Consider the following 24,551-nt stretch of genomic DNA (forward strand, 5'->3'; position numbering starts at 1 on the left):
GGCTCTCCGGCACTCCCGCATCCACGGGAATGTCTTACATTAACTGGCTAATTTCGATAAATCTGCCACGCGATTCATGGCCTGGTGCAACGTTGCCAGCAGGCCTAAACGATTGGCCTTCAGTGCAGGATCTTCAGCATTGACCATCACATCCTCAAAGAAAATATCTACGGGTACTTTGAGTGCAGCCAATGCTTGTAATGAAGCGGCATAATCACCGGTTTCAAACAATTGGTCGGCCTTTGGCTTGGTATCTGCCAGTGCCTGGTGCAAAGCTTTCTCAGCGGGCTCTTGTAACAGACTGGTATTAACTTCTGCCTTCACTTCACCTTCGGCTTTTTTCAGGATATTGCTGACGCGTTTGTTGGCGGCTGCCAAGGCTGGCGCTTCCGGCAAGTTAGCGAAGGCCTGCACAGCAGCTAAACGACGCGGCACTTCTGCCAGTTGATTGGGTGACAATGACAACACCGCATCCACTTCCAGTGCGCTGGCGCCCTGATCGCGCAGGTTTACGGCCAAACGGTCGAAGCAGAATGCCTGTATGGCGTCCGCGACATCAGCATTGCCATTAAACACATTCAATGTTTGCGCAATCAACTTGTCGAATGCCAGTGGCAAATCAGTTTCCATCAGCATGCGCAGAATACCCAGCGCCTGACGACGCAAGGCAAATGGATCTTTGTCACCGGTCGGTTTTTCGCCGATACTGAATAAGCCGACCAGTGTTTCCAGTTTGTCCGCCAAGGCCACAATCACGCCAACCTGGCTACGTGGCAATTCATCCCCGGCAAAGCGAGGGCGGTAATGATCTTCAATCGCATAGGCGACATCATCTGCCAGCCCTTCATGCTGCGCATAATAGCGGCCCATGATCCCTTGCAGCTCAGGGAATTCACCAACCATATCAGTCAGCAAATCCACTTTGGATAAACGTGCGGCTTGCGCCACTTTGGCGACGAAACCATCGCCACCCATATGCTGCGCAATCGCAGAGGCAATCGCCACCACGCGCTCGTTACGCTCGCCTTGTGAGCCGAGTTTGTTGTGGTAAACCACTTTTGCCAGGCCAGGCAACCGGCTGTCCAATGTCTTTTTACGGTCCTGGTCGAAGAAGAATTTGGCATCGGCCAAACGGGGACGTACTACGCGCTCATTACCGCCAATTACTTTACTCGCATCGGCCGGATTGATATTGGAAACAATCAGAAACTTGTTGGTCAGTTTGCCTTGCGCATCCAGCAATGGAAAATACTTCTGGTTCGCCTTCATTGTCAGGATCAGGCATTCTTGCGGCACAGCCAAAAATTCTTCTTCAAATTGGCCAAGCAGCACATTAGGACGTTCTACCAGCGCAGTCACTTCATCCAGCAATGCATCATCTTCAATCGGCTTGAGATTTTCTTTGGCGGCAGCGGCTTGCAGTTGCTTTTCAATTTCAGCACGACGGTCTGCAAAACTGGCAATCACAGCACCTTCGTCGGCTAATTGTTGCGCATAAGTGTCAGCAGAGCTGAGTGTCACGACTGGGTTCTTCGCTTCAAAACGGTGACCTTGCGTGGTATTGCTTGCAGTCAAACCCAAAGTTGAAACAGGGATGATTTCATCGCCATGCAATGCAACCAGGCCATGCGCCGGACGCACGAAGTTGACACTCTGCCAGCCATCGTTGATCTGGTAAGTCATCACTTTAGGGATAGGCAACTTAGCCAATGTTTCATCGAGGGCTTTTTGCAGGCCTACCTGCAAATTAGCACCTGATTGCCTCGCATCCAGGAACAGGATATCCGCTTTACCATCATTTTCTTTGCGTAATTTGGCAACTGCGGATTCGTTTTCACCCAGCGCCTGCAGTTTCTTGAGCAACGCAGGTGTTGCATTGCCATTGGCATCCAGACCCACAGTCGCTGGCATCAGTTTTTGCGCTACTTGTTTGTCCGCAGCCTTGGCAGCCACATTAGTAATATGCGCAGCCAAACGACGAGGGGAAGCAAACGTGGTCACCACACTGCCATCAGCCAGCAAACCCGAAGCTTTCAGGCTTTCGGCCAATACGCCACTGAATGCTTCACCTAATTTATTTAGCGCTTTAGGCGGCAGTTCTTCTACAAACAATTCAACTAACAGATTGCGGGTACTCATGCGGCGGCTTTCTTATTTTGTTCTGCTTTATCGCTTTCCAGTTTGGCGATGACTTCGTCGGCCCATTCTTTAGGTGCCATCGGGAAACCCATACGCGCGCGGCTTTCGAGGTAGCTGGCAGCGACTGCACGGGCCAGGTTGCGGATGCGGCCAATATAGGCGGCACGCTCGGTGACTGAAATGGCGCCACGTGCATCCAGCAGGTTAAAGGTATGTCCTGCTTTCAATACCTGCTCGTAAGCGGGTAATGCCAGCTGTACTTCCATCAAATGCTTGGCCTGTTTTTCGTGCGCGTTGAAGGCAGTGAACAGGAAATCGACATCGGAATGCTCAAAGTTGTAGGTGGATTGTTCCACCTCATTCTGGTGAAACACGTCGCCATATTTCACGCCGGGGGAATATTCAAGATCGTAGACGTTTTCCACGCCTTGCAGATACATGGCCAGGCGTTCCAGGCCATAGGTAATTTCACCGGTGATCGGCTTGCAGTTGATACCGCCGACCTGCTGGAAGTAAGTGAACTGCGTCACTTCCATACCATTGAGCCAGACTTCCCAACCGAGGCCCCAGGCACCTAATGTTGGATTTTCCCAGTCATCTTCCACAAAGCGGATATCGTTTTCTTTCAGGTTAAAACCCAGGGCTTCAAGTGAACCCAGATACAGTTCGAGAATATTAGCCGGTGCCGGTTTTAGCACTACCTGGTACTGGTAGTAATGTTGCAAACGATTGGGGTTTTCGCCATAACGGCCATCTTTAGGGCGACGGCTAGGTTGCACATAGGCGGCTTTCCACGGTTCAGGGCCGAGTGCGCGCAGGAATGTAGCAGTGTGGCTGGTGCCTGCGCCGACTTCCATATCATAGGGCTGCAGCAAGGTACAGCCTTGTTTATCCCAGTATTCTTGTAGTTTTAAAATGATTTGTTGAAAGGTCAGCACCATTTTGCCTGATCCGATGAATGCAAAAGGCAGATTTTACCTGAATTACAGGTGGCGACGAAATGATTCGCCTACTGGAAAGACTTGCAGAGTGCTACGGAATGACTCTCTACAGGAAAGATCAGTCAGGTATTCACAGTGACAGGCTGAACATGATGCTGGTAATCCATATACGCAGGGAGCGCAATTGCAGCCACAATGCCTAATCCGGCAATACCGACAACAAGCACCACACCCCAGAATGACCACTTTTTCTGCACTTCATTAAAGTGAGCAACACTCTTCCAGCGTTTATTCCGCCAGGCCCATTCGCGGCCTTTTGCCCCGAGAAAGAAAGACATGACAAATCCCACATAGGGAATCAAGCATAACAAGCCTATCCAGGTTCTATTGCTGATGGCCCAGATCCAGTTCAGGAAAAATGCGCCCCAGCTCCAGCCTTTCACGCCATCAGGGATGACTGCATCTTTACCCATGCCGGAAGTATTAACGAATGATGCATCGTTATTTTCAACATCGGCTTTAGTAAAGTCTTGCATGTTTTTATCCCTCAATCACTAGGCGTTGATTCATTCAGTTCGTCATTGCTCAAGCTGAACGTCGAGTGTAAAAATAGCTGACCAGCAAACCCAGTGCGCTCAACATAATAAACAGGTAATTTCCCCACCAGACATATGGGGTGCTACCTTGATAACTCTGCGCCTTGCCTACCAGAATCAGGCCCTCGTCATGCGGTGCATGCTGCCTGATCTGCCCGTCGTGACCAATAATGGCAGTGGCGCCGGTATTGGTGCTGCGTAACACCATACGCCCGGTTTCAATCGCCCTCACCTGACTGAATTGCATATGCTGCTCTGCCGCAAATGACCGGCCATACCAGGCGTCATTACTGATATTCACCAGCAATCCCGCTTCCGGCAGCTGTTGTGCGATCTCTTCACCAAATACATCTTCATAGCAAATATTCACGCCTACTTTTTGCCCGGCAATGTGCAGCGGTTTCCTGGAAGTACCGCGTGACAAATCACTGAGCGGCATATGCAACAAGTCTTCGTATATCCAGCCGAATACGCCTTTTAATGGAATGTATTCGCCGAATGGCACCAAGTGACTTTTAGCGTACGATTGTGCAGGCGACGTGCCGACACTGATGGCACTGTTGTAGTAATTGTTATTTTTGGCTTCTACTACACCAAGCAAAATATCGCCTTGCTGGCTGACGGCATGCTGTTTCAGTGCTGCCAGATAAGAGGGATCAATCTGATCGGCCAATATCGGCAATGCGGTTTCAGGCAACACAATCAATTTGGCTTCCGCCATGCGCACCATATCCAGATATTGCCGCAAGGTGCGCTGTGCCTGCTCGGGCGACCATTTAATGGCCTGGCTGATATTGCCCTGCAAAAGGGCAACTGTGACAGGTTGCCCAACCGGATGGCTCCATGGAATAACAGCCAAAACACTGCCAACTGCCAAAAGTGCAACCGTTAGTATGCATGCACGTAAACGATTTGCGCTATTCAGCCATGTATAGGTCAGACTGGCAGCGATGCCTGCCGTCAATGCCGAGACCCCATATACACCGATAACCGGCAAATAACCCACTAATGGACTGGAGGGTGCTTGTGAATACCCCAATGTGAGCCAGGGGAAACCGGTAAAAATCCAGCTGCGCACCCAGTCTGATAGCGCCCATAAGAGTGGCGCAACCCACAACAGGTTGCCGGATCGTTTGGCAAGATAACCAGCCAGCGCCGGGAACAATGCCATAAATGCACACAGGCAAAACGTACTGAATCCGGCGAACCACCAGGGCATACCACCAAAGTCATGCAGGCTGATGTAAATCCAGTAAATGCCGATGCAATATAAACCGATGCCGAATGCCAGCCCCAGTTTAAATACCTGGCCTGCGGTACTGGCTTGTTGCCAGAGAAATAACAAAATAGCTAAAGACAACCAAGGCAACCAGAACAGATAATAAGGCGCAAAACCTAATACGGTAACCGCGCCCGAAGCTACTGCCAATAATCCACGTTGCCACAGTGGCGCTTGCTGCGCCCATTGCATAAACCTACTCAATGCGACCCTTTCACAGGTTGAATATCGGCTTTAGAAAGCCAGGTAGAAAAATCTGGGGACTGCATGACTTGCCATTCAATAATACGTGCCAGCGCAATCGGGTCACTTTCGTCAGCTTTATCGAATGGCTTGGCCGGATGACACATTAATACCGGCGGCAGACTATGGGCGGTTGGCGTTGGGCATTGCTTGAGTTGCCTGGCCCAGGTTAACCAATGCGCCTGATAATCTGCTGCATCACCCTCAAAATCATATACCCCGAGCAAGCAGGGCGACACTCTAAAACCAGCTTGCATCGCAGCAGTTTGCAACGCTTTTGCACCCAGCCAATGAATCATCCGCGCCTTGAAACCACTCTCTACAGGCGGGCTGGATATCCGTAACCATGGCCGTTGAGGAGCTGGTAGTTTTCCGTAGCGCTGTTGCATTTCCGCTAACAATGCATCACGGATAATGGGCAACTGATGCACATGCAAATGGCCATCTACATAATCTGGCGCGGTACCGATTGCCTGTTCAAAGGCATTTAACTGCTGCTGGATGTTGGCACGGACCGCATGTTGATCGAGCAAACCAAGCAGGCTGCGTAACACTAGAACAGGATGCGATAACCGCAACGTTCGCGAAAACTGGGTAAAATCCAGATGCAGGCCAATATCGGCTTTGGCGCGAATTTCCGGGCTTAACTTGGCCGTGCTTTTCGCCCAGGCGGGGCTGAGCGTCATACAAGAAGTGGCTGTGAGTACGCCACGTTGAATCAAGTCCACAATGGCGTCATCAATGGCTGCAGATTGTGCGAAATCATCAGCACATATAATTACCCTAGTCATATAAATACTTTAGCCATGCTTAAAAGCCCAGAAGCGGCTAAGCAGCCAGGTGCTCACTGCAACAATCACCATCACCACACCCAACACAAACCAGAACGGCAACGGCGTGTAAGTAAGTGCCAACCAAACTAATGCCTGATTACCTAAAAATCCTGTTAACGCGACTGTTAAAAACTTGGGGAATGCTTGTTGGTGGCTGGCTTGAGTACCGCGAAAAGACCACCAGCGGTGGCCGATGTAACTGACTGGAAATGCGGCAAGAAAACCCAGCCAGTTCGCATTAGATGGCAACCAGCCTAGCGCATGTGCCAGGAGGGCGACTACATAATGCACCGCTGCAGCAACTGCACCGACACTCACAAAGCCTGATACTGAAGCGCGCATGAGTAACTAAGCGTCAACTTTGGGTTTACGACGACGGGGAGGTTTTACCGCTGCTTCGGGTTTAAACGTCAGCGGCTCCACCACTTCAGCAACAATATAGGGCGGACGGCCTTTGACTTCGTCATACACCCGCGCCAGGTATTCACCGAGCACGCCAATAAACAGCAATTGCACCCCGGCAAAAAACATCATGCTGGCAACCATGGTTGGCCACCCTGGAATGGATTCATGAAAGAATAACGCATCAATCACGACTACGGCGCCATAGGCAAACGCAATCAGCGCCAGGACCACACCGGTCAAACTTGCCAGCCGTAAAGGCAATACCGAGAAGCTGGTAATTCCGGTCCACGCCAGCGCAATCAATTTGAGTTTTGAATAAGCACTTTCGCCGTGCAATCTGGGTAAGGGCGTATAGGGAATGCCTATCGATTTATAGCCAACCCAGGCATAAATGCCTTTCATAAAACGGTTACGCTCTGGCAGTGCACACAAGGCATCCACCACTTTTCTATCCATCAGGCGGAAATCACCTGCATCCCGCGGGATATCGATATGACTGCTGGCACTCATCATGCGGTAGAACAGACGTGATCCCCATAGTTTAAATGAGGACTCCTGCTCGCGGTCCTGGCGGACGGCATAGACCATGTCATAGCCTTCGCGCCATTTTTCCAGCATGGTGAACATCAGCTCTGATGCGTGCTGGCCGTCAGCGTCCATACAAATCACCAACTCGCCTTTGGCAAATCCTAAACCGGCGCTGATGGCGTTTTCCTTACCAAAATTACGCGAGAATCTGACCAGGGTGACATGGTGGATATCTATCAAGGTTTGCACGACCTGCGCCGTTTGGTCGCGACTGCCGTCATCGACCACGACGATATCCCAATACGGCGACATTTGCTGCAACACACTGCCGATCTTTTGCAGGGTGCTGGCAATATTTTTTTCTTCGTTGTAAGCCGGCACCATGACCGTGATATGCGGCTGGGCAGTCGGGCGAGCAGAGTCTGTGATAGTCATGGCATTACATTCTGGTAATGAACTGATTGGGATTGTAGCGGATTCAGTCTAGTTTTTGGCAGGTGTTGCTGAACGATCATTCGCCTGTAAATTACGCCTGTCTTTCACTACCGCTAGTGACATGCCCTGGCGCTCAATATCAACGATGACCTTGCCCTTCATCACTTCATGGCAATGCATATTGGTGGTGGAAATATAGAAGTCAGCTTCTTCCCATCTGCGCGTCACTTTAAATCGGCGATCAAGGTAGGGTTCAATTTGCGGCGTATCTACACAAGCACCGATCCAATATGGTTGTGAACGCGCAGGCAGTTTCATGGCCTGTAACTGATCCGTGGCCTCTCGCAAAGCACTGGACCAGTAATCACCTTCCCAATTGAATTGCGCCTGCTTTTGATCACCAACCAGCCGGTTGAGTCGTACGTATTCAAAAGGATGTAACTGCACAATATCGACAAATGTGACCAGCATTAATCCAGCCACCACCCCTGCCCACAGTGATTGATAAACGATGCGGCCAAACCAGCGGCTGTTTGCCAAGGCGTCATACACGGTCAATACCGCCCATGCAGCCAGAATCGCCAGCAATGGCAGCAAAAACGTGAAGTGGCGGACGCCGTTGTAGAGGGCTGGCTTGTCATTTAGCACAAACATTAGAGGTAATAAAATGCCTGCCAGCAGCGTATGCATGGTGATACGCGTTTTAATATCGGCAGCTTGTACAGCGCTCCTGCATATCAGCCATAACAGCGGAACTGTGGCTAGCCCAAGCAAGGCAGCTTCCGGCAGTTTCACGGCCAGATACTGGAACAGGTAACTGCGCGGCACATCACTGATGTTGTACATGACACCGTTAGCCATGGTCTGCATATTAAAATCAAAATGCGAAAACGATTCAGCGGCTTCGAGAATGTTATCGACATCAATCACACTCCATGGCCAGCAGATGGCCATGAATACAAACGCCAATACAGCGGCAGGCAACAACACCAGCACCATGCGTAACAAGCGTGAAAGTACGGGTGAGCCATTCGCTTTATGATCCAGCCATGCACGCCAAGTCACCAGCAAGATGAGGTAGATCACAGCGAACGCACCGCCGACGCGCAAGCCTAGCGCACCGCCGACGGCAAAGCCTAACAACACAATAGCTTTGCCACTGACATTTTCCATATCACGCACGACCAGTGCCGTGGCGTATAGCGCCCACAACATACAAGCAGCGAATGGAACGTCTTTGGTATGGGTAAACATGGCGCCTGACCACGATACGGTCAACAGCAGCATCAGCATGGATACTATGGCCAAACGCTGGCCACCTAATAAATTGGCAAAACGCGAAACACCGTAGAAACCGAGCAGGCCGAACAAAGCTGAGAGTAAATGGCGGATGTCCCAAATCATGATGGGAATATAGATATCCAGGGCGGCGGCGATTATGTCAAACAGACCGCCATACAGGTAAAGATTACGGTAATGAAAAGCATCCTGGTCGGTAAATCCAGAGCTATACCAATCCAGCAACATCTGGCCATAAGTATGCTGCACATACTCGTCATTACTGATGCCATGCTGCCTGAAAGTCAATGCGACCCAGGCAATCAACCCCAGCCAGAATAGACGTGTTAACCAGGTCAGCGTTGAGGCAGAAGACAAGTGGGCAGGTGCAGGTTTCATAGGCAAGATGAACATGAAAAACGAACTCGCAAGCGTATCACGCCGCAAACGCTTATGATAGTGCGCGCCCCGCTCTGGGCACAAAAAAGCCTGCAGGCTTGCAGGCTTTAGGCAAAATGATTATTGGCCGGGATCAGTATGTACCGAGAAACGGTAACCGGAACCACGTACGGTCTGGATCATGTCCTGGTGGTTAGACGCGACCAAGGCATTGCGCAAGCGGCGGATATGCACATCTACGGTTCTATCTTCAACAAATACACGGTCACCCCAGACTTTATCCAGCAACTGTGTGCGGCTGTGCACACGCTCAGGATTAGTCATGAAAAAGTGTAGCAACTTGAATTCGGTGGGTCCTAGTGGAATATGCACATTATGCCCGGTGACCCGGTGGGTAGTAGGGTCCAGATGCAGGCCAGCGATCTCAATCGGGTCATCTGTCATTTGCGGTGCACGGCGACGCAGAACCGCTTTGATACGCGCATTCAATTCGCGAGGGCTGAATGGTTTGGTCACATAGTCATCGGCACCGACCTCCAGTCCACGCACCTTATCAAACTCATCGCCACGGGCGGTCAGCATGATAATCGGTACTTCTTTGGTCAAACCATCCGACTTCAGGCGGCGGGCAAACTCGATACCACTCATGCCAGGCAACATCCAGTCCAGCAGAATCAGGTCGGGCATGGTTTCGCGCAATAACATTTGCGCATGCTCTACACTGGTGGCGCGAATCGCATGATGTCCTGCTTGTTTGATATTCAATGCAAGCAATTCCTGGATTGCCGGCTCATCTTCTACGACCAAAATATTAGCTGCTGCCATGACACTCCCTTTAAGCATTTCCAACAAAATGTACTTCTTTAATTGCTCGCCAGTTTATGAATGTATTGTGACACTTTAATGACAAACTCACATAAATTTAAATTTGCCCGGATTGCCTTTTATTTCAAATTGTAACAAGATGTTGCAGCGCGAAATTTAAGGGGTGTTTCCATGTTGTTCAATCTGTCAAAAGAACATATCACGGCAGGTAAAGGTTTTAACCGATGGCTGGTGCCGCCAGCTGCATTGGCCGTGCATTTATCCATAGGCATGGCTTATGGATTCAGTGTGTTCTGGAAACCACTAGGCACAGCCCTGAATGGGCCAGATGGCGCACCACTCGCTACCTGTGCTGCGGGCGCCGCGACTTTTTCAGACAAGCTGGCAGGTACTGCCGAGGCATTATTTGCCACAGATTGTAACTGGACCCAATTTGATCTCGGCTGGATGTATACGCTGTTTTTTGTCCTGCTCGGTTGCTCGGCTGCGTTATGGGGTGGCTGGCTGGAACGCGCAGGCCCCCGCAAGGCCGGACTGGTTGCGACATTGTGCTGGTGCGGTGGCTTACTGATTTCAGCGGTTGGCGTTTACCACCACCAGCTATGGATGATGTGGCTGGGCAGTGGCGTCATTGGCGGCATCGGCCTTGGCCTTGGCTATATCTCGCCAGTGTCCACCCTGATCAAATGGTTCCCTGACCGCCGTGGTATGGCTACCGGCATGGCGATCATGGGTTTTGGCGGTGGCGCCATGATAGGCTCTCCACTAGCGACTAAGCTGATGAGCCTGTTTGCCACGCCCACTGACCCTGGCGTCTGGCAAACCTTTGTTGTCCTCGCCATTGTGTATACCGTCTTCATGACCTGCGGCTCTCTGGGCTACCGCATTCCTGCAGGAAACTGGAAACCTGAAGGCTGGACACCTCCGGACCAGCAACATAAACGGATGGTAGTAAACAAGCACGTACACTTGAAAAATGCGCATAAAACACCGCAGTTCTGGCTACTCTGGCTCATCTTGTGCATGAATGTCTCGGCAGCCATTGGCATTATTGGCGCAGCTGCACCCATGCTGCAGGAAACGTTTGGCGGCAAACTGATCGCTCAGCCATCGTTGAGTTTTGCCGATATCAAAGCAGATGAATCCCTGACGGTTGCCGCAGCAGCGGTAGGTGCAGGATTTGTAGGCCTGATTTCCGTCTTTAATATCTTTGGCCGTATTGGCTGGGCCACATCTTCGGACAAACTGGGCCGACGCAATACCTACTTCATCTTTTTTGTGCTGGGTGCCTTGATGTATATCACAGCAACCTACGCCGCCAATCACCATCAGCTTGCGCTATTCCTCGTGGCGTTCTGCGTGATTGCATCCATGTATGGCGGTGGTTTTGCCACCATCCCTGCCTATCTGGCCGACTTGTTCGGCACCCAGTTTGTCGGTGCTATTCATGGGCGATTGCTCACTGCCTGGTCAACGGCAGGCATCGTCGGGCCGGTCATCGTCAACTACATGCACGATGTACGCCTGGAAGCGAAAATACCATTTGCAGATATCTACGCGCCTATATTCCTGACGCTTGCCGCGCTATTAGGCGTTGGATTTATCGCCAACCTGCTGGTCAGGCCGGTTGCCAGCAAATACTTCATGACCGATGCCGAACTTGCCGCTGAGCAATCCCTGGGTAAATCCAAAGATACAGGTGCAAAAATCATCAAGCCTGCCAATGATGGCCAGCGAAGCTCACCATGGCTGGTCAGATTTGCCTGGCTTGCAGTATTGATTCCCATCACCTACGGCATTTCCATGACAGTACAAAAGGCCTGGGCGCTGTTTGCATAAGACAAATCAATGAAGCAAGTGGATGACAATTCGCCAGTTAAATAAGGGTTACGCGCACACTTTTTAGCCGGGCTTACATTCAATCAAACGCGAGGTGGGCCGTTTGGGTTAAAATACACGTTTTAAGTTTTAGCTTACGGATTCCCAAGTGAATAAAATCTCCCCAAATCTGGACGGTACCGGCAAGAAAATCGGCATCGTTCTTTCGCGTTTTAATGAGAATATCGGTGCCGGCCTGTTGCAAGCTTGCGAACAGGAACTGCTAAAACTGGGCGTCAAAGCCGAAGATATCACACTGGCCACCGTGCCAGGTGCGCTGGAAACACCCCTGGTTTTACAACATATGGCGCTCACTGAAGATTACGACGCATTGATTGCAGTTGGCGCTATCATTCGCGGCGAAACCTATCACTTTGAAGTCGTTTCCAATGAATCCGCACGCGGCATTTCTGAAGTGCAACGTGATACCGGCGTGCCGGTGGCCAACGCCATTCTTACTACTGAGAACGATGAACAGGCTGAAGTCCGTGTCGCAATTAAAGGCGCTGAGGCAGCGCAGGTAGCCATTGAAATGGCCAACCTGGTAAGCGCACTATGAGTCAGGACCAAACCTCAGGTATCGCGCCTGACAAGCCGCAGGGTGCATCAGCAAAAGGCAGAGGCAGCAAAAACCGCCGTAAATCACGCGAGCTGGCATTAAAAGCCCTGTATCGTAACCGCATGAATGCCGGCGACGTAAAAGAGTTACGGCTTGATAGCCTGGATGACCCGGATTACACCAAGGCAGACGAAGGCTATTTCAAACAACTACTGTCAGGCGTACTTGAACATACGGCTGATATTGATGCCATGATCAGCCAATTTATTGACCGTCAGCTGGAAGAACTCAGCCCGATTGAACATTCCGTATTGCGCATTTCCGGCTATGAATTGATGTTTGATGTCAGCATTCCTTACCGCGTGGCGATCAATGAAGGCGTGGAACTTGCCAAATCATACGGTGGCATCGATGGTCACAAATATATCAATGGCGTGCTGGATAAAATTGCGGCACAGGTCAGGCCACAAGAGTTCGGGAATCAACCCAGAAAGTAATATCTAATACCTTAGACAGGAATGCTCAAGAAGCACATCCGAAAAAACAGCGCCCATGATGAATGGGCGCTGTTTTTTTATCTCTCATTCAGGATTACTCCTCTAACTGCAAGGTGACTAGCTGTATCGCATCGTCATCCAGGCGACAAACCACAGCGGTGTCGTGCCAATCCCCCAGCACCCAGCGTTGGCATCTATGGTTGTCAATTTCAAGCGCATGCACGTCTGGCCTGTGTGTATGCCCGTGCAACAACATCTCGGGATATTCATATTCAATCACAAGCTGTTCCACCGCGGATTGATTAACGTCCATAATATCTATGGGCTGCACCGCTTTGTTTTGTGCACTTTGATTACGCGCCTGCTCGGCAAAGGCAATGCGTGCCGCTAGTGATTGCGCCAGGAAGGCGCGTTGCCATTGCAGGTTACGTACCTGGCTACGGAATTGCTGGTACGCCGTATCATCCGTGCAAAGCGCATCGCCATGTGATAAAAGAATGCGTTTGTTGCCTGCCTGGATCAACGTTGGATCCGTGAGCAATTGTAACCCTGATGCCTTGGCAAAATCTTCGCCGATCAAAAAATCACGGTTACCATGCATGAAATAGAGTTTCACGCCGCTATCAGATAATTTGCGTAACGCTTGTACCACTGGCAAAAATTCGGCGCCATGCTGCATATCATTTAAGACATCATCACCCACCCACACTTCAAAAAAATCACCGAGTATATAAAGTGACTCCGCATGAGCGACTTCCACTTCCAGCCAATGCAAAAAAGCCTGCGTTACCGCAGGCCTTTGCGCACTCAAGTGCAGATCAGAAATGATCCAGGAGGTCATACCTTAAGCAACAACAACTGCTTTTTCGATAATCACTGGCTCTACCGGCACATCTTGATGACCACCACGATTGGTCGTAGGCACAGCTTTGATTTTATCTACGACTTCAGTGCCTTCAACTACCTTACCAAATACACAGTAACCCCAGCCCTGGGTTGTGGCTGACGTGAAGTTCAAAAAGTCATTGTCTTTCACATTAATAAAAAATTGTGCAGAGGCAGAATCCGGCACCATTGTACGTGCCATGGCAAGAGTATATTTCTCATTAGACAAGCCATTGTCAGCTTCATTCTTGATGGTGGCGTCGGTCGCTTTTTGCTTCATGTTGACATCAAAGCCACCACCTTGAACCATAAAATCATTAATCACACGGTGAAAAATCACACCATCGTAAAAACCTTTTTCAACATAGCTGATAAAGTTAGCGACTGTAATAGGTGCTTTTTCAGCATAAAGTTCGATAGTGATATCGCCAAAGTTGGTAGTGAGTTTTACCAAAACATTCTCCGTTAATTGATTGAGAGACTACAAAAGTTATTTGGTGCTGACAATCGTCGCACGCTTGATCATCACCGTACGAATCGGCACATCAGAAAACCCCCGCTGATTACCTGTAGGCAAATTACTGATTTTGAATACTACATCCATTCCGGAAACCACTTTACCAAACACGCAATAGCCGATCATGCTCGCTTCAGGGCTGGTGTAATTCAAGAACTGGTTATCAGCCACGTTCACAAAAAACTGCGCTGTGGCAGAATTAGGGTCTTGCGTACGTGCCATGGCGATGGTGCCGGTCTGGTTAAGCAGACCATTATTAGATTCATTAATAATGGGTGCGCGGGTTGGCTTTTCGGTCAATTCACGATCAAAACCGCCACCCTGTACCATAAAGCGGCTAATCACGCGATGAAACACGGTATTCGTGTAGAAACCATCTTTCACATATTGCAGGAAATTTTCCACCGTTTTTGGTGCTTTATCTGCATAAACTTCAACTGTAAAATTACCTTGATTGGTTTCAAACAACACTTGCACTGCCGCATTGGCAGACGATATAGAAACCATCATGCATAACAAAAACACGCCAACCAATTTACGCATCAAGCTGATCCTTCATATAAAATTTTCCATTGCCCATTTTCTTGCACCCAGTATTGGCGCTTTTTCATCACTTCACGCAATGCAGGGCTGATATATTCCTGCTCAAAATCAACCACCACCATATTCTTGGTTGAGTTCGGGTAGGTAAACATACTCACTTCAGACAGATTAATACTCACTTTAGGTTTGGCAGCCTGAATCTGCCTCTTGTAGCCAGACCACTTGGACAAGCCGCCCTCAGCATAGAAAAAGTCACCGGCATAGTGCGATAAATAGGCGTCTGTATTTTGCGATACCCAGTCTCTACGCCAATCTTCCAGTGCAGCCTTTAATGCAGATTTTGCCTTTTCTTGCTGCTTGAGCGACTCCGGGCTGATCCACTCAAAATTAACCCCGATCACTACCGGCGTACTGCCTATTTGCAGAATCTCCTGCAACGCTTTCACATCAGGGTTAGAGAGTACAACGCAACCATCACTCGCACGCGGCGGACGGCTGTAAGTATCGCGCGGCGTACCATGGATCCAGATGCCTGAACCGGTTTTACGCTCATAGCTATCCATTTCGTTAGGGTAATTGAGCGGATAAGCAGCATCACCATATAGATCAGGCAATGGACGATTTAGTTTCTTAGAGGCAAAGTAAACACCAATTGGCGTGCGCTTATCACCCTGGTCTTTTTTACCGGTGCCGTTTTTACCGATAGTCACATAGTAGTCTGCGACATACCTTAACGTGTCATTCTGGCTTTTCTCATACACGTAAAGTCTTGAGCGCGCCGTATCCACAAACAGCACATGACTTTGTTTTTCTGAGAGCTCCACCAGCAGATTGGGTAGCGTCAAACCACGGTTACGGTCAAAGTAATTACGGATACGGATTTCCGCTTCGTCTTTGAGGTCTTGAATACGGTTTAAATTGGCGGCATTGACATCGCCAAACCCGTTGAGAATCCGCGCTTTGGCAGATAGCAGATCACCATGAATCAGGTGAGCAAGTGCAAAATTGGGTGAGATTGCGAGCAGCTGATCTACATAGTCCAGCGCCTGTTGCAAGCGCCCTTCTTTGATGGACTGCAATGTCTGCACTAACATGCGTTCGACAGTGCCGGTGTTTTTATTTTGTATGAACAGGCGCGCGGTCAGTGCTTCGTGATTCACCGCTGTTGCATTCCATGGCAATAGCGCAGCGCTCACAAATGCGATACAGCAATATCTTCTCAAACTTCTCATGCCAATATTATACATTCGTTAATTCAAAACTGCGCGCTAACTTGCTGAATTCGCTGGTTATTCACACGTTTACTATCGAATCCAGCAGTATACATCCGTTAAAACTTGCCAACACGCTCCTGCTTGATCAGCCAGCGTGAACCTTCCTTAACCAAATTCAAGGTTTTGTTGGAGTTGGCATCCAGGCCTGTTGCCTTGTAAATCTGTCTGAATGTCACTTTCGCAGATGACTGGCTTTCCATTTTCACAACGACATTTTGCAAGCTAACAGAAATTTTTGCCGGACGGCTAACGCGGTCCCGACGCGTGGTTTCCCATTGTTTGCGCGTCTCACCACCCGGCGTTTTGAAATCTTTAGCGTAACTGTCCAGGTAACGGTCCACATTTTGTGCTGCCCAAGCATCTGCCCATGCATTGACCGCATCAATCACCGCTTGTTCCTGGTTATCCATCGCTGGTTTGGATTCAGGTTGCTTGGTTTCTACTGGCCTGGTTTCAACCACGGCCGGTTTTTTTGGCTCTGTGACTGGCGGAGTGCTCGCGGTTGGTGCCGGTATCGCTGGCGGCGTCACCGTTGGCGCATTGCTGTTGGGAGGCATTATTGTCGTCGCTGATGCAGGCGGAGGCACAGGCGTCGCAGGGCGTGCAACTGTACGTTTTCCACCAAACAAATCCGTAATCATCGCCAGCTTGTTTTGCGCACGACTATTCGAAGTATCCAGTTTCAGCGCCTTGTCATAAGCCTCAGAAGCCATACGTGCATAGATATCGCCCAGGTTTTCATGAGCAGTAGCGTAACTAGGGTGGGTTTTGATTGCGGATTCCAGCGCCTTTCGGGCTTTATCGTACTGACCTTGATCGGCATACAAAACGGCAAGGTTATTGTAGGGCTCCGGCAGGTTTGGATATTTCTCTGACAGGTCAGTAAATGCCTTTATGGCCTCATCACGCTTGCCCAGCTCTACCAGGATCACGCCGCGCATAAACATGGCTTCGGCATTTTTTGGATTGGAGGCGAGGTAACTATTTACTTTTTCCAGCGCTGCTGCCTGGTTACCCTGTTCCGAAAGCTGATTGATTTCACGAAGTTCGACGTTTGTTTGCCCTGCTATCGCAGTATTGATTAACGCGGCCTGACTGAAAATGATCCCAACTACCAGCAAATATTTTTTTAATGTTGCATTCATGAGTTAATTACCTGAGCAATCGTTGATTTTTAGCAGTATGTTATACTTCAATTGTACAAGAGACAGTGCAAACTTAGGTGAATATTACGCAATGATTTCCGCATCAATTCGCGTTTTTCATGTCATTTGCCTGACAACAAATAATCCGGATGCCATCAGTGTTAAGTCAAGCATAAAACGCCTTCTCCTTAACACTCGTCAAACATTCCATTACTTCTGCTAATTTTATCACGCATTAATCTACATTACATTTGTTAGCATGTTAAAACTACACGACACCCTTACCCGCGCCAAACAAGATTTCAAGCCAATTCAACCCAACAAAGTGCGTATGTATGTCTGTGGAATGACAGTTTATGACTTTTGTCATCTTGGTCATGCGCGTGTCATGGTAGTGTTTGACATGGTCGCCCGCTGGTTCCGCGCCAGTGGTTACGAGGTTACTTATGTACGCAATATCACCGATATTGATGACAAAATCATCAAACGTGCCCATGAAAACAATGAATCCATACAAAGCCTGACGCAGCGCTTCATTACTGCGATGGATGAAGATTCCGCTAAACTCGGCATCATTCGCCCTGATATAGAGCCACGCGCCACAGAACACGTGCAGGGCATGCTGGACATGATTTCGAAACTGGTGGAAAAAGGCTTTGCCTACCAGGCCGACAATGGTGATGTCTTTTATAAAGTCCGCAGCTTTAATGACTACGGCAAGTTATCCGGCAAAACCCTGGATGACTTACGCGCAGGGGAACGTGTGGATGTCGATGGTCACAAACAGGACCCACTGGATTTCGTTTTGTGGAAATCAGCCAAACCAGGCGAGCCATATTGGGAATCCGCTTGGGGCAATGGCCGCCCTGGCTGGCATATCGAATGCTCTGTGATGAGTGCTGAACACGTCGGCGAACACTTTGATATTCACGGAGGTGGTCAGGACTTGCAGTTCCCCCACCATGAAAACGAGATTGCACAATCCGAAGCCACTCATGGCTGCAAGATGGCTAATTACTGGATGCACAATGGTTTCGTCCGTGTTGACGACGAAAAAATGTCTAAATCATTAGGCAATTTTTTCACTATCCGCGAAGTGCTTGAGAAATACGATGCTGAAGTCGTGCGTTTTTTTATCCTGCGCGCGCATTACCGTAGCCCACTCAACTATTCAGACAAACATCTTGATGATGCCAAAGCATCCTTAACCAGGCTCTACACCGCATTACGCGGTTTCGAGATGGAAGATTCTGATATAGAAACCAGTGCGATTGATTGGCAGCAATCACCGGCAGCTAAATTCAAAGCGGCCATGGATGATGATTTCAATACACCAGAAGCCGTAGCCGTTCTGTTTGAACTGGCAAACGACTTGAACAAAGACAAATCACAAGCCACTGCCGTACTGTTGAAACAATTGGCAGGTATCATTGGCTTGCTAGAACGCGATCCTGAGCGATTCATGCATGGCGATAATGGTGCTTCCAATGACCTGGATATAGAAGGCCTGATAGCTGCACGTATCGCTGCAAAAAAGGCTAAAGACTTTGCCGCGGCAGACCTTATCCGTAAAGAACTGGCAGACGCTGGCATCGTACTGGAAGATACGCCGCAGGGAACCACGTGGCGCCGCGCTTAGCCAACTATAAATTACACTTATTTAAAACACGCTTTTTGAGATAACCAAAGGAAAACGGATGCCTGTCAAACTCTCCGCACCGACTGCTGACTCTTTATTGCCTATTAAAGGCGTACAGCTCGGTTACACACAAGCACATATCCGTAAACCCAACCGTAAGGATGTACTGGTGATCACCTTGCCCGAAGGAAGCAGCGTATCCGGCGTATTCACCTTGAATCGTTTTTGCGCAGCGCCGGTGACGGTGTGCAAAGAGCACTTACAGAAGAACATAGGTATCCGCGCCCTGTTAGTCAATACCGGCTGTGCCAATGCGGGTACCGGCCAGCAAGGGTTGGATGATGCACATGCCAGTTGCATTGCTGTTGCGCAGGCATTGAATATCAGCCCGGAGCAAGTATTACCATTCTCCACCGGCGTCATTCTGGAAACATTGCCTATGGAAAGGTTGCTGGATGGCATCCCTGATGCAGTGACGAATTTGCAAACGGATAACTGGTTAAATGCCGCCGAAGCCATTATGACGACAGATATCGTCGCCAAAGGCACTTCCCGCACACTGATAATCGATGGCAAAACCGTGACTATCACCGGGATAAGTAAAGGGTCCGGCATGATCCATCCTAACATGGCCACCATGCTGGGATATATTGCAACGGATGCAGCAATTAGTCAGGCCACGCTGGACAAAATCATTCAGCATGCAGTGAACAAATCATTCAACTGCATCACGGTGGATGGTGATACCAGCACCAATGACAGCCTGATCCTGATGGCTACCGGGCAAGCAGGCAATACTGAAATCACCGAAAGCAATAGCGATTTTATTGCATTGCGTGACGCACTTACCGATGTAGCCACAGAATTGGCGCAAGCGATTGTGCGCGACGGTGAAGGCGCGACCAAGTTTATGACCATTCAGGTGGAAGCGGGTAAAGATGAAGAAGAATGCCGCAAAGTTGCCTACGCGATTGCCCATTCACCATTGATTAAAACTGCTTTTTTTGCTTCTGACCCTAATCTGGGGCGCATTCTGGCAGCGATTGGTTATGCCGGGGTTGATGACCTGGATGTCAACACGTTACAGCTTTACCTTGGTGATGTACTGGTGGCTGAAAAAGGGGGGCGTGCAGCTGCTTATGTTGAAGAGCAAGGTGCAGCGGTGATGAAGGAAAGTGATATTTTGGTACGTGTGGTGCTTAATCGTGGGGATGCAAATGCTACGGTTTGGACGTGCGATTTTTCTTATGATTATGTGAAGATTAATGCGGATTATAGATCGTAGTTTTTTATTCTCTATCTTGATCTAGCATTAAGAGACATTCCTTTTCGCCGCTAGGCGAGTTCCTTTTCTTTGCTTGCCCATAGAATAAGTAACCAAAAGAAAGGGCACCTTAGCTTCCGCTTATTTCCTGCGTTGCTCGTCAAAATAAGCGGTCGCGAAACTCATCCTAGCGGCCTGCACGCTACGCAGGCCTCCGCGGGATTCAGACAGCCTCTCCCTTCCTCCTTATTTTGACTCCGCTACTCGGCGCGTCAGATAGGGGCCCGGTAAACCCACCACGATGAAACGATAGTGGGCCCAATGGACAGAGGGCGCTAAGTAACATCTTTGAGATTCTCAAAACTAAATCAAACAAACCAATTCGTTTGTTTTGGTTTTTTGCTTTGTTTTATTTAAATGGTAAAGCGGGAATGAATGAGGCGGGGCTCACGTAACTAAAGCGTGTGGTTTCCCCGGGCCCCTATCTGACGCGCCGAGTAGCGCAGTCAGCGTGGGAGCTTTCGGCCAGCGTCTGTTCGAGTTCCGCGGCGGCTTGCGCTTTTTGCAAGCCGCTAGGGCGAGTTTCGTTGGACGCCCACGTTGATGAGCAACGCAGGAATCAAGCGGAAGCTAGGGGGCCCTTTCTTTTGGTTACTTGTTCTTTGGGCAAGCAAAGAAAAGTAACTCGCCTAGCGGCGAAAAGGAACGTTCAAATCTTCCAAAGAAATACCGATTACAACTTCCAGAAATTTCAATATTTGTTCCATATTTTAAAGAAAGCTAAGCATCAACCTTGCCTAGATTCTGGCCTACGCCAGAATGACGGTTAAAAAACTATTTTCCTAATTAACGCATCAGTCTTCTAAAACATAACGTGCGGGCTATGCAACCCACTCAAAGCCCAACGCTGAATAATTAGCGCCTCATTCCTAATGATCCTCAACCACCCTCCCCCGCCCCTGCTTAATCACTCCCCGCTGCATCTTCCCCGCCACCCTGCGCTTCTGCGAAGCTCTTGTCGGCCTTGTCGCATACCGCGTCGCATGCACATGACACGCTGCTTCCACAATCGCCTGCAACCTGGCAATCGCATCCTTTTTATTCGCCTCCTGGGTACGATATTGCTGTGCCTTGATAATCAGTACACCTTCAGCAGTGATACGCTGGTCTTTAGTATTTAACAATCTCAATTTCACAGCCTCCTTCAGGCTTGAAGAATGAATGTCGAACCGCAGATGAATCGCAGAAGACACTTTATTGACGTTCTGGCCACCAGCGCCTTGTGCGCGAATCGCAGTCAATGTGTATTCATTGGCGGGAACGGTCACCATGTCGATTAGCTACCTTGGATAGGCTCAAGCTTTTCATCCAAACGCTCGAAAAATGCCTGCACTTCATCCAGTTTCCTTGTCCGCTTAAACGGTGGCAAACTCTGCCAGATGCGCCGCCCATAAGGCTTATCTACCAATCTGGGATCACAGATCACCAGCACACCAGAATCACTCTCATCGCGAATCAGGCGGCCCGCGCCCTGTTTGAGGGTGATGACTGCGTAAGGTAACTGATATTCCATGAACGCATTTTTGCCTTCGGTGTTCATTTTATCAATACGTGCTGCCAGCACAGGGTCATCCGGTGGCGCAAACGGCAGTTTATCGATGATCACGCAGGAAAGCGCTTCGCCACGGACATCTACGCCTTCCCAAAAACTTTGCGAGCCAACTAGCACCGCGTTGCCATGTGCGCGGAATCTATCCAGCAACTCGGTGCGGTTGCTTTCTCCCTGCATCAGCAATGGATAATCCATGCCCTGCTCTTCAAATGCCTGCTTGAGTAGCGCATGCACTTCGCGCATGGCTTTCAAAGATGTGCATAAAACAAAGGCCCTTCCGCGACTGGCCTGCAACACGGGTAACGCGATGGCTGCCACAGCAGCGGGATAAGCGATACTATTGGGTTCAGGCATGCCTTCTGGCACATACAAAAGTGCCTGTTGATCATAATCAAACGGGCTCTGCCAATGCCGGGTTTGTGCTGCCAGCAGCCCCATCTGGCCCTGGTAATGATTAAAATCACTTTTAACCGCCAAGGTCGCTGAAGTAAAGATCCAGGCACGTGGCTGGGCATTCAGCTGTTTACCAAAGCCATCCGCCACGCTGAGCGGCGTCGCATGCAACTGGACACTTTGGCTGAACACTTCAACCCATCGCACCAGGTTGGCATGATTTCCTTTGTGCCATGCTTCCAGCAAAGCCAACAAAGTTTCACCTCGCTGCCAGCACTTCTCCAGTAAAGGGTCGCGTGCTGCCTGGGTTTCCAGTACTCTGATCAGTGTCGCCAGCGTTTCCAGCATACGTTGATAGGCATCAGCAAAATTCTTTAATGACTGCGCCTTTTGCACCGGCATACGCGCACCATCAAACTGGAAAACCAGGCGGAAATCCCGGCAGGCTTTTTCCAGTGGCGTCACCGCTTCGGCCAGCGCGACACAATCCTTGACCAATGTCAGGTAGGCCATCTGGCTATCACGTGCCAGATCCATCAATTGAGAGGTTGAGATATCCTCACCAAAGAATAATCCGGCGACTTCAGGCAACTGGTGCGCTTCATCAAACACCACCGTATTGGCGCTAGGCAGCAGTTCAGCGACACCCTCGTCCCTTAACATCACATCGGCAAAAAACAGGTGATGGTTGACCACTACCACATCTGCGGCCAATGCCTGTTTACGGGCTTCCATCACAAAACATTGTTTGTAATACTGGCAATCCTGGCCAACACAATTATCGCGGGTAGAGGTGACCTGCTGCCAGACCGTGGCTTGTTCCGGCACTTCAATTAACTCGGCTTTGTCACCCGTCTGGCTGTTTTCGGCAAAACTTTGCAGGATGGGAATATATTGCGCGTCTTCACGCGACTGGAAACGCCCTTCCTGGCTGGCACGCTGCAGATGGTAATGGCAGATATAATTGGCACGACCCTTGAGCATGGCGACTGAGACCGGCACTTTAAGCGCTTCACGTACGGCAGGTAAATCGCGCTGGTAAAGTTGGTCTTGTAACGTTTTAGTGCCAGTGGAAATAATCACTTTGCCACCGGATAACAGCGCCGGCACCAGGTAGGCATAAGTTTTACCAGTACCAGTGCCCGCTTCGGCCACTAATTGTTGCTGATTATCGATAGCATCCGCGATTGCTTGTGCCATTTCCTGCTGTTGCGGACGGCTCCTGAAACCCGGCATGGTTTGCACCAGACAACCGCTTTCTGAAAATGCTGACGTGACTTGTTGCATCAAGGACATCCGCCAATTATCCCACGGAGCATCCTAAATGACGCAGCTTTTTCATGTCTCGCGCATTACTTACATGCTTAAAATTGCGTGAAAACTTGCATCTGCGATTGAAGTATGGCAAGGTTTAGGCCGTTATACTTATTTCTGACACAACAATACCTTTGTCCACCTTGATTGTCATGAATAAATCAATCCTTCGACTTGCTGCATTGTTAATCATCAGCACCTCCTCTATTTCGAATAGCGTTGCCGCGCCAGGTGAGGATAAGCGCTGGCAAAATGCCTACAGCTACTCTCAAGAGGAAGTATTGGACAGCCAAGCTGGACTTTCCGGCTCCTGGTCAGAAAAAGTAGAAGAAATCATGATCCGGGCGCTCAGCCTGACTGGTGTGGGTTACAAATACGGTGGACGCAGCCCTGAAACCGGTTTTGATTGCAGCGGGTTTGTGCAATATGTGTTCAAGCATGCCGCGCAGATTTCACTGCCTCCATCCGCCCGCACCATTAGCGAATTGGGTGATACCGTCAAGCGTGACGATCTGCAGCCAGGCGATCTGGTATTTTTCAACACCCTTAAGTCAGCTTTCTCCCATGTAGGCATCTATGTAGGTAACAATCAGTTTATTCATGCACCGCGGGCGGGAGCAAAAGTGCGTGTTGAAAACATGGATGAACGCTACTGGCGTACCCGTTACAACGGCGCCAAGCGCATGGAAGTGGAAACCGGCAATTAAGGCATTTCAAGAAGTTAAGCTCCTTATTTATTCGCCAGCCCTTTTTACCGGACTATCGCTGTGTCCAAGTGACCGCTCCGGATCAATCAAATCTCTAATCAGTTGCTTAAGCTCTTTCGCTTCAGGAAAGCGACCTGCTTCCTTGCGTGAAAAAATCAATTTTCCATCACAGCGGATATCCAGAATACCTCCGGTGCCAGGCACCAGATTTACCGACCCCAGGTCAGTATCAAATGTGGTGAGCAGCTCTTGTGCTAACCAGGCCGCGCGCAATAGCCAACGACACTGTGTACAAAACTCGATTTCTACGATAGGCTTTTGCATCTATGCACTCTCAAACTATTTGCGTGAAGAGTATAGTCAATTTTATTGAAATAGCGGAAAATGAACTTAACATGATTGTTTCCACTCTCTCAAAACAGG

The 24,551-nt window shown here is 49.6% G+C and carries 23 protein-coding genes; 6 read left to right on the plus strand and 17 right to left on the minus strand.

The window, feature by feature from the left end; genetic code table 11:
• Positions 1 to 39: 39 nt before the first annotated feature.
• The 9 genes from glyS to phoB form a co-directional block, all read right to left on the minus strand.
• Positions 40 to 2,139, minus strand: coding sequence for a glycine--tRNA ligase subunit beta (gene glyS / locus VK958_RS05460; RefSeq protein WP_325239650.1), 2,100 nt, complete (start codon positions 2,137 to 2,139; stop codon positions 40 to 42).
• Complete coding sequence (gene glyQ / locus VK958_RS05465) at positions 2,136 to 3,077, minus strand: glycine--tRNA ligase subunit alpha (protein WP_325239722.1); 942 nt, start codon at positions 3,075 to 3,077, stop codon at positions 2,136 to 2,138. The genes glyS and glyQ overlap by 4 nt, the downstream gene beginning before the upstream one ends.
• Positions 3,078 to 3,202: 125 nt before the next feature.
• A complete protein-coding gene (locus VK958_RS05470) occupies positions 3,203 to 3,616 on the minus strand; it encodes a hypothetical protein (protein ID WP_325239652.1) in 414 nt (137 codons plus the stop codon).
• Positions 3,617 to 3,665: 49 nt separating this feature from the next.
• Positions 3,666 to 5,147 carry an apolipoprotein N-acyltransferase gene (lnt, locus tag VK958_RS05475; protein ID WP_325239724.1) on the minus strand — a complete coding sequence of 494 codons (1,482 nt, stop codon included), beginning with the start codon at positions 5,145 to 5,147 and terminating at the stop codon, positions 3,666 to 3,668.
• Positions 5,148 to 5,155: 8 nt separating this feature from the next.
• Positions 5,156 to 5,989, minus strand: a complete 834-nt coding sequence (locus VK958_RS05480) for a ChbG/HpnK family deacetylase (RefSeq protein WP_325239653.1) — start codon at positions 5,987 to 5,989, stop codon at positions 5,156 to 5,158.
• 9 nt (positions 5,990 to 5,998) lie between these two features.
• Positions 5,999 to 6,373 carry a GtrA family protein gene (locus VK958_RS05485; protein WP_325239654.1) on the minus strand — a complete coding sequence of 125 codons (375 nt, stop codon included), beginning with the start codon at positions 6,371 to 6,373 and terminating at the stop codon, positions 5,999 to 6,001.
• A gap of 6 nt (positions 6,374 to 6,379) precedes the next feature.
• Entirely contained in the window at positions 6,380 to 7,399 is a 1,020-nt protein-coding gene (locus VK958_RS05490; protein WP_325239655.1) for a glycosyltransferase family 2 protein, read from the minus strand.
• A 48-nt stretch (positions 7,400 to 7,447) separates the two neighbouring features.
• A complete protein-coding gene (locus VK958_RS05495) occupies positions 7,448 to 9,076 on the minus strand; it encodes an ArnT family glycosyltransferase (RefSeq protein WP_325239656.1) in 1,629 nt (542 codons plus the stop codon).
• Positions 9,077 to 9,196: 120 nt separating this feature from the next.
• Positions 9,197 to 9,901: a phosphate regulon transcriptional regulator PhoB gene (gene phoB / locus VK958_RS05500; protein WP_055827933.1), complete on the minus strand. Its 705-nt coding sequence runs from the start codon at positions 9,899 to 9,901 to the stop codon at positions 9,197 to 9,199.
• A 171-nt stretch (positions 9,902 to 10,072) separates the two neighbouring features.
• Between phoB and VK958_RS05505 the strand changes: the two genes are divergently transcribed.
• The 3 genes from VK958_RS05505 to nusB all read left to right on the plus strand — a co-directional run bounded on the left by VK958_RS05505 (position 10,073) and on the right by nusB (position 12,835).
• Positions 10,073 to 11,740: an OFA family MFS transporter gene (locus tag VK958_RS05505; protein ID WP_325239657.1), complete on the plus strand. Its 1,668-nt coding sequence runs from the start codon at positions 10,073 to 10,075 to the stop codon at positions 11,738 to 11,740.
• Positions 11,741 to 11,888: 148 nt separating this feature from the next.
• Positions 11,889 to 12,338, plus strand: coding sequence for a 6,7-dimethyl-8-ribityllumazine synthase (ribH, locus tag VK958_RS05510; RefSeq protein WP_325239659.1), 450 nt, complete (start codon positions 11,889 to 11,891; stop codon positions 12,336 to 12,338).
• Positions 12,335 to 12,835, plus strand: coding sequence for a transcription antitermination factor NusB (nusB, locus tag VK958_RS05515; RefSeq protein WP_325239660.1), 501 nt, complete (start codon positions 12,335 to 12,337; stop codon positions 12,833 to 12,835). Before ribH ends, nusB begins: the two co-directional genes overlap by 4 nt.
• A 94-nt stretch (positions 12,836 to 12,929) precedes the next feature.
• Here the strand turns inward: nusB and VK958_RS05520 are convergent, their stop codons facing one another.
• The 5 genes from VK958_RS05520 to VK958_RS05540 form a co-directional block, all read right to left on the minus strand.
• Complete coding sequence (locus tag VK958_RS05520) at positions 12,930 to 13,676, minus strand: UDP-2,3-diacylglucosamine diphosphatase (RefSeq protein WP_325239662.1); 747 nt, start codon at positions 13,674 to 13,676, stop codon at positions 12,930 to 12,932.
• Between the two features lie 3 nt (positions 13,677 to 13,679).
• Complete coding sequence (locus VK958_RS05525; RefSeq protein ID WP_325239664.1) at positions 13,680 to 14,174, minus strand: peptidylprolyl isomerase; 495 nt, start codon at positions 14,172 to 14,174, stop codon at positions 13,680 to 13,682.
• 36 nt (positions 14,175 to 14,210) lie between these two features.
• Positions 14,211 to 14,780 carry a peptidylprolyl isomerase gene (locus tag VK958_RS05530; RefSeq protein WP_325239666.1) on the minus strand — a complete coding sequence of 190 codons (570 nt, stop codon included), beginning with the start codon at positions 14,778 to 14,780 and terminating at the stop codon, positions 14,211 to 14,213.
• Positions 14,780 to 16,027 carry a L,D-transpeptidase family protein gene (locus VK958_RS05535; protein WP_325239668.1) on the minus strand — a complete coding sequence of 416 codons (1,248 nt, stop codon included), beginning with the start codon at positions 16,025 to 16,027 and terminating at the stop codon, positions 14,780 to 14,782. Before VK958_RS05535 ends, VK958_RS05530 begins: the two co-directional genes overlap by 1 nt.
• Before the next feature lie 83 nt (positions 16,028 to 16,110).
• Entirely contained in the window at positions 16,111 to 17,199 is a 1,089-nt protein-coding gene (locus VK958_RS05540) for a tetratricopeptide repeat protein (protein WP_325239670.1), read from the minus strand.
• A 259-nt stretch (positions 17,200 to 17,458) separates the two neighbouring features.
• Between VK958_RS05540 and cysS the strand changes: the two genes are divergently transcribed.
• Both cysS and argJ read left to right on the plus strand, forming a co-directional pair.
• Positions 17,459 to 18,838, plus strand: a complete 1,380-nt coding sequence (cysS, locus tag VK958_RS05545) for a cysteine--tRNA ligase (RefSeq protein WP_325239672.1) — start codon at positions 17,459 to 17,461, stop codon at positions 18,836 to 18,838.
• A gap of 58 nt (positions 18,839 to 18,896) precedes the next feature.
• Positions 18,897 to 20,123, plus strand: coding sequence for a bifunctional glutamate N-acetyltransferase/amino-acid acetyltransferase ArgJ (gene argJ / locus VK958_RS05550; protein WP_325239674.1), 1,227 nt, complete (start codon positions 18,897 to 18,899; stop codon positions 20,121 to 20,123).
• Positions 20,124 to 21,031: 908 nt separating this feature from the next.
• Here the strand turns inward: argJ and arfB are convergent.
• Both arfB and VK958_RS05560 read right to left on the minus strand, forming a co-directional pair.
• Positions 21,032 to 21,433, minus strand: a complete 402-nt coding sequence (arfB, locus tag VK958_RS05555; RefSeq protein WP_325239676.1) for an alternative ribosome rescue aminoacyl-tRNA hydrolase ArfB — start codon at positions 21,431 to 21,433, stop codon at positions 21,032 to 21,034.
• A gap of 5 nt (positions 21,434 to 21,438) precedes the next feature.
• On the minus strand, positions 21,439 to 23,403 hold the full coding sequence (locus VK958_RS05560; protein ID WP_325239678.1) for a DNA repair helicase YoaA: 1,965 nt from the start codon (positions 23,401 to 23,403) through the stop codon (positions 21,439 to 21,441).
• 170 nt (positions 23,404 to 23,573) lie between these two features.
• On the opposite strand from VK958_RS05560, the gene VK958_RS05565 reads away from it, so the two are divergent.
• Positions 23,574 to 24,128: a C40 family peptidase gene (locus tag VK958_RS05565; RefSeq protein ID WP_325239680.1), complete on the plus strand. Its 555-nt coding sequence runs from the start codon at positions 23,574 to 23,576 to the stop codon at positions 24,126 to 24,128.
• Between the two features lie 27 nt (positions 24,129 to 24,155).
• On the opposite strand, the gene VK958_RS05570 is transcribed toward VK958_RS05565, so the two are convergent.
• Positions 24,156 to 24,452, minus strand: coding sequence for an Rdx family protein (locus tag VK958_RS05570; protein WP_325239682.1), 297 nt, complete (start codon positions 24,450 to 24,452; stop codon positions 24,156 to 24,158).
• Between the last annotated feature and the right edge of the window lie 99 nt (positions 24,453 to 24,551).

Origin of the sequence: Methylophilus sp. (assembly GCF_035460085.1) — a bacterium.
In the GTDB taxonomy this organism is placed as follows: Bacteria; Pseudomonadota; Gammaproteobacteria; order Burkholderiales; family Methylophilaceae; genus Methylophilus.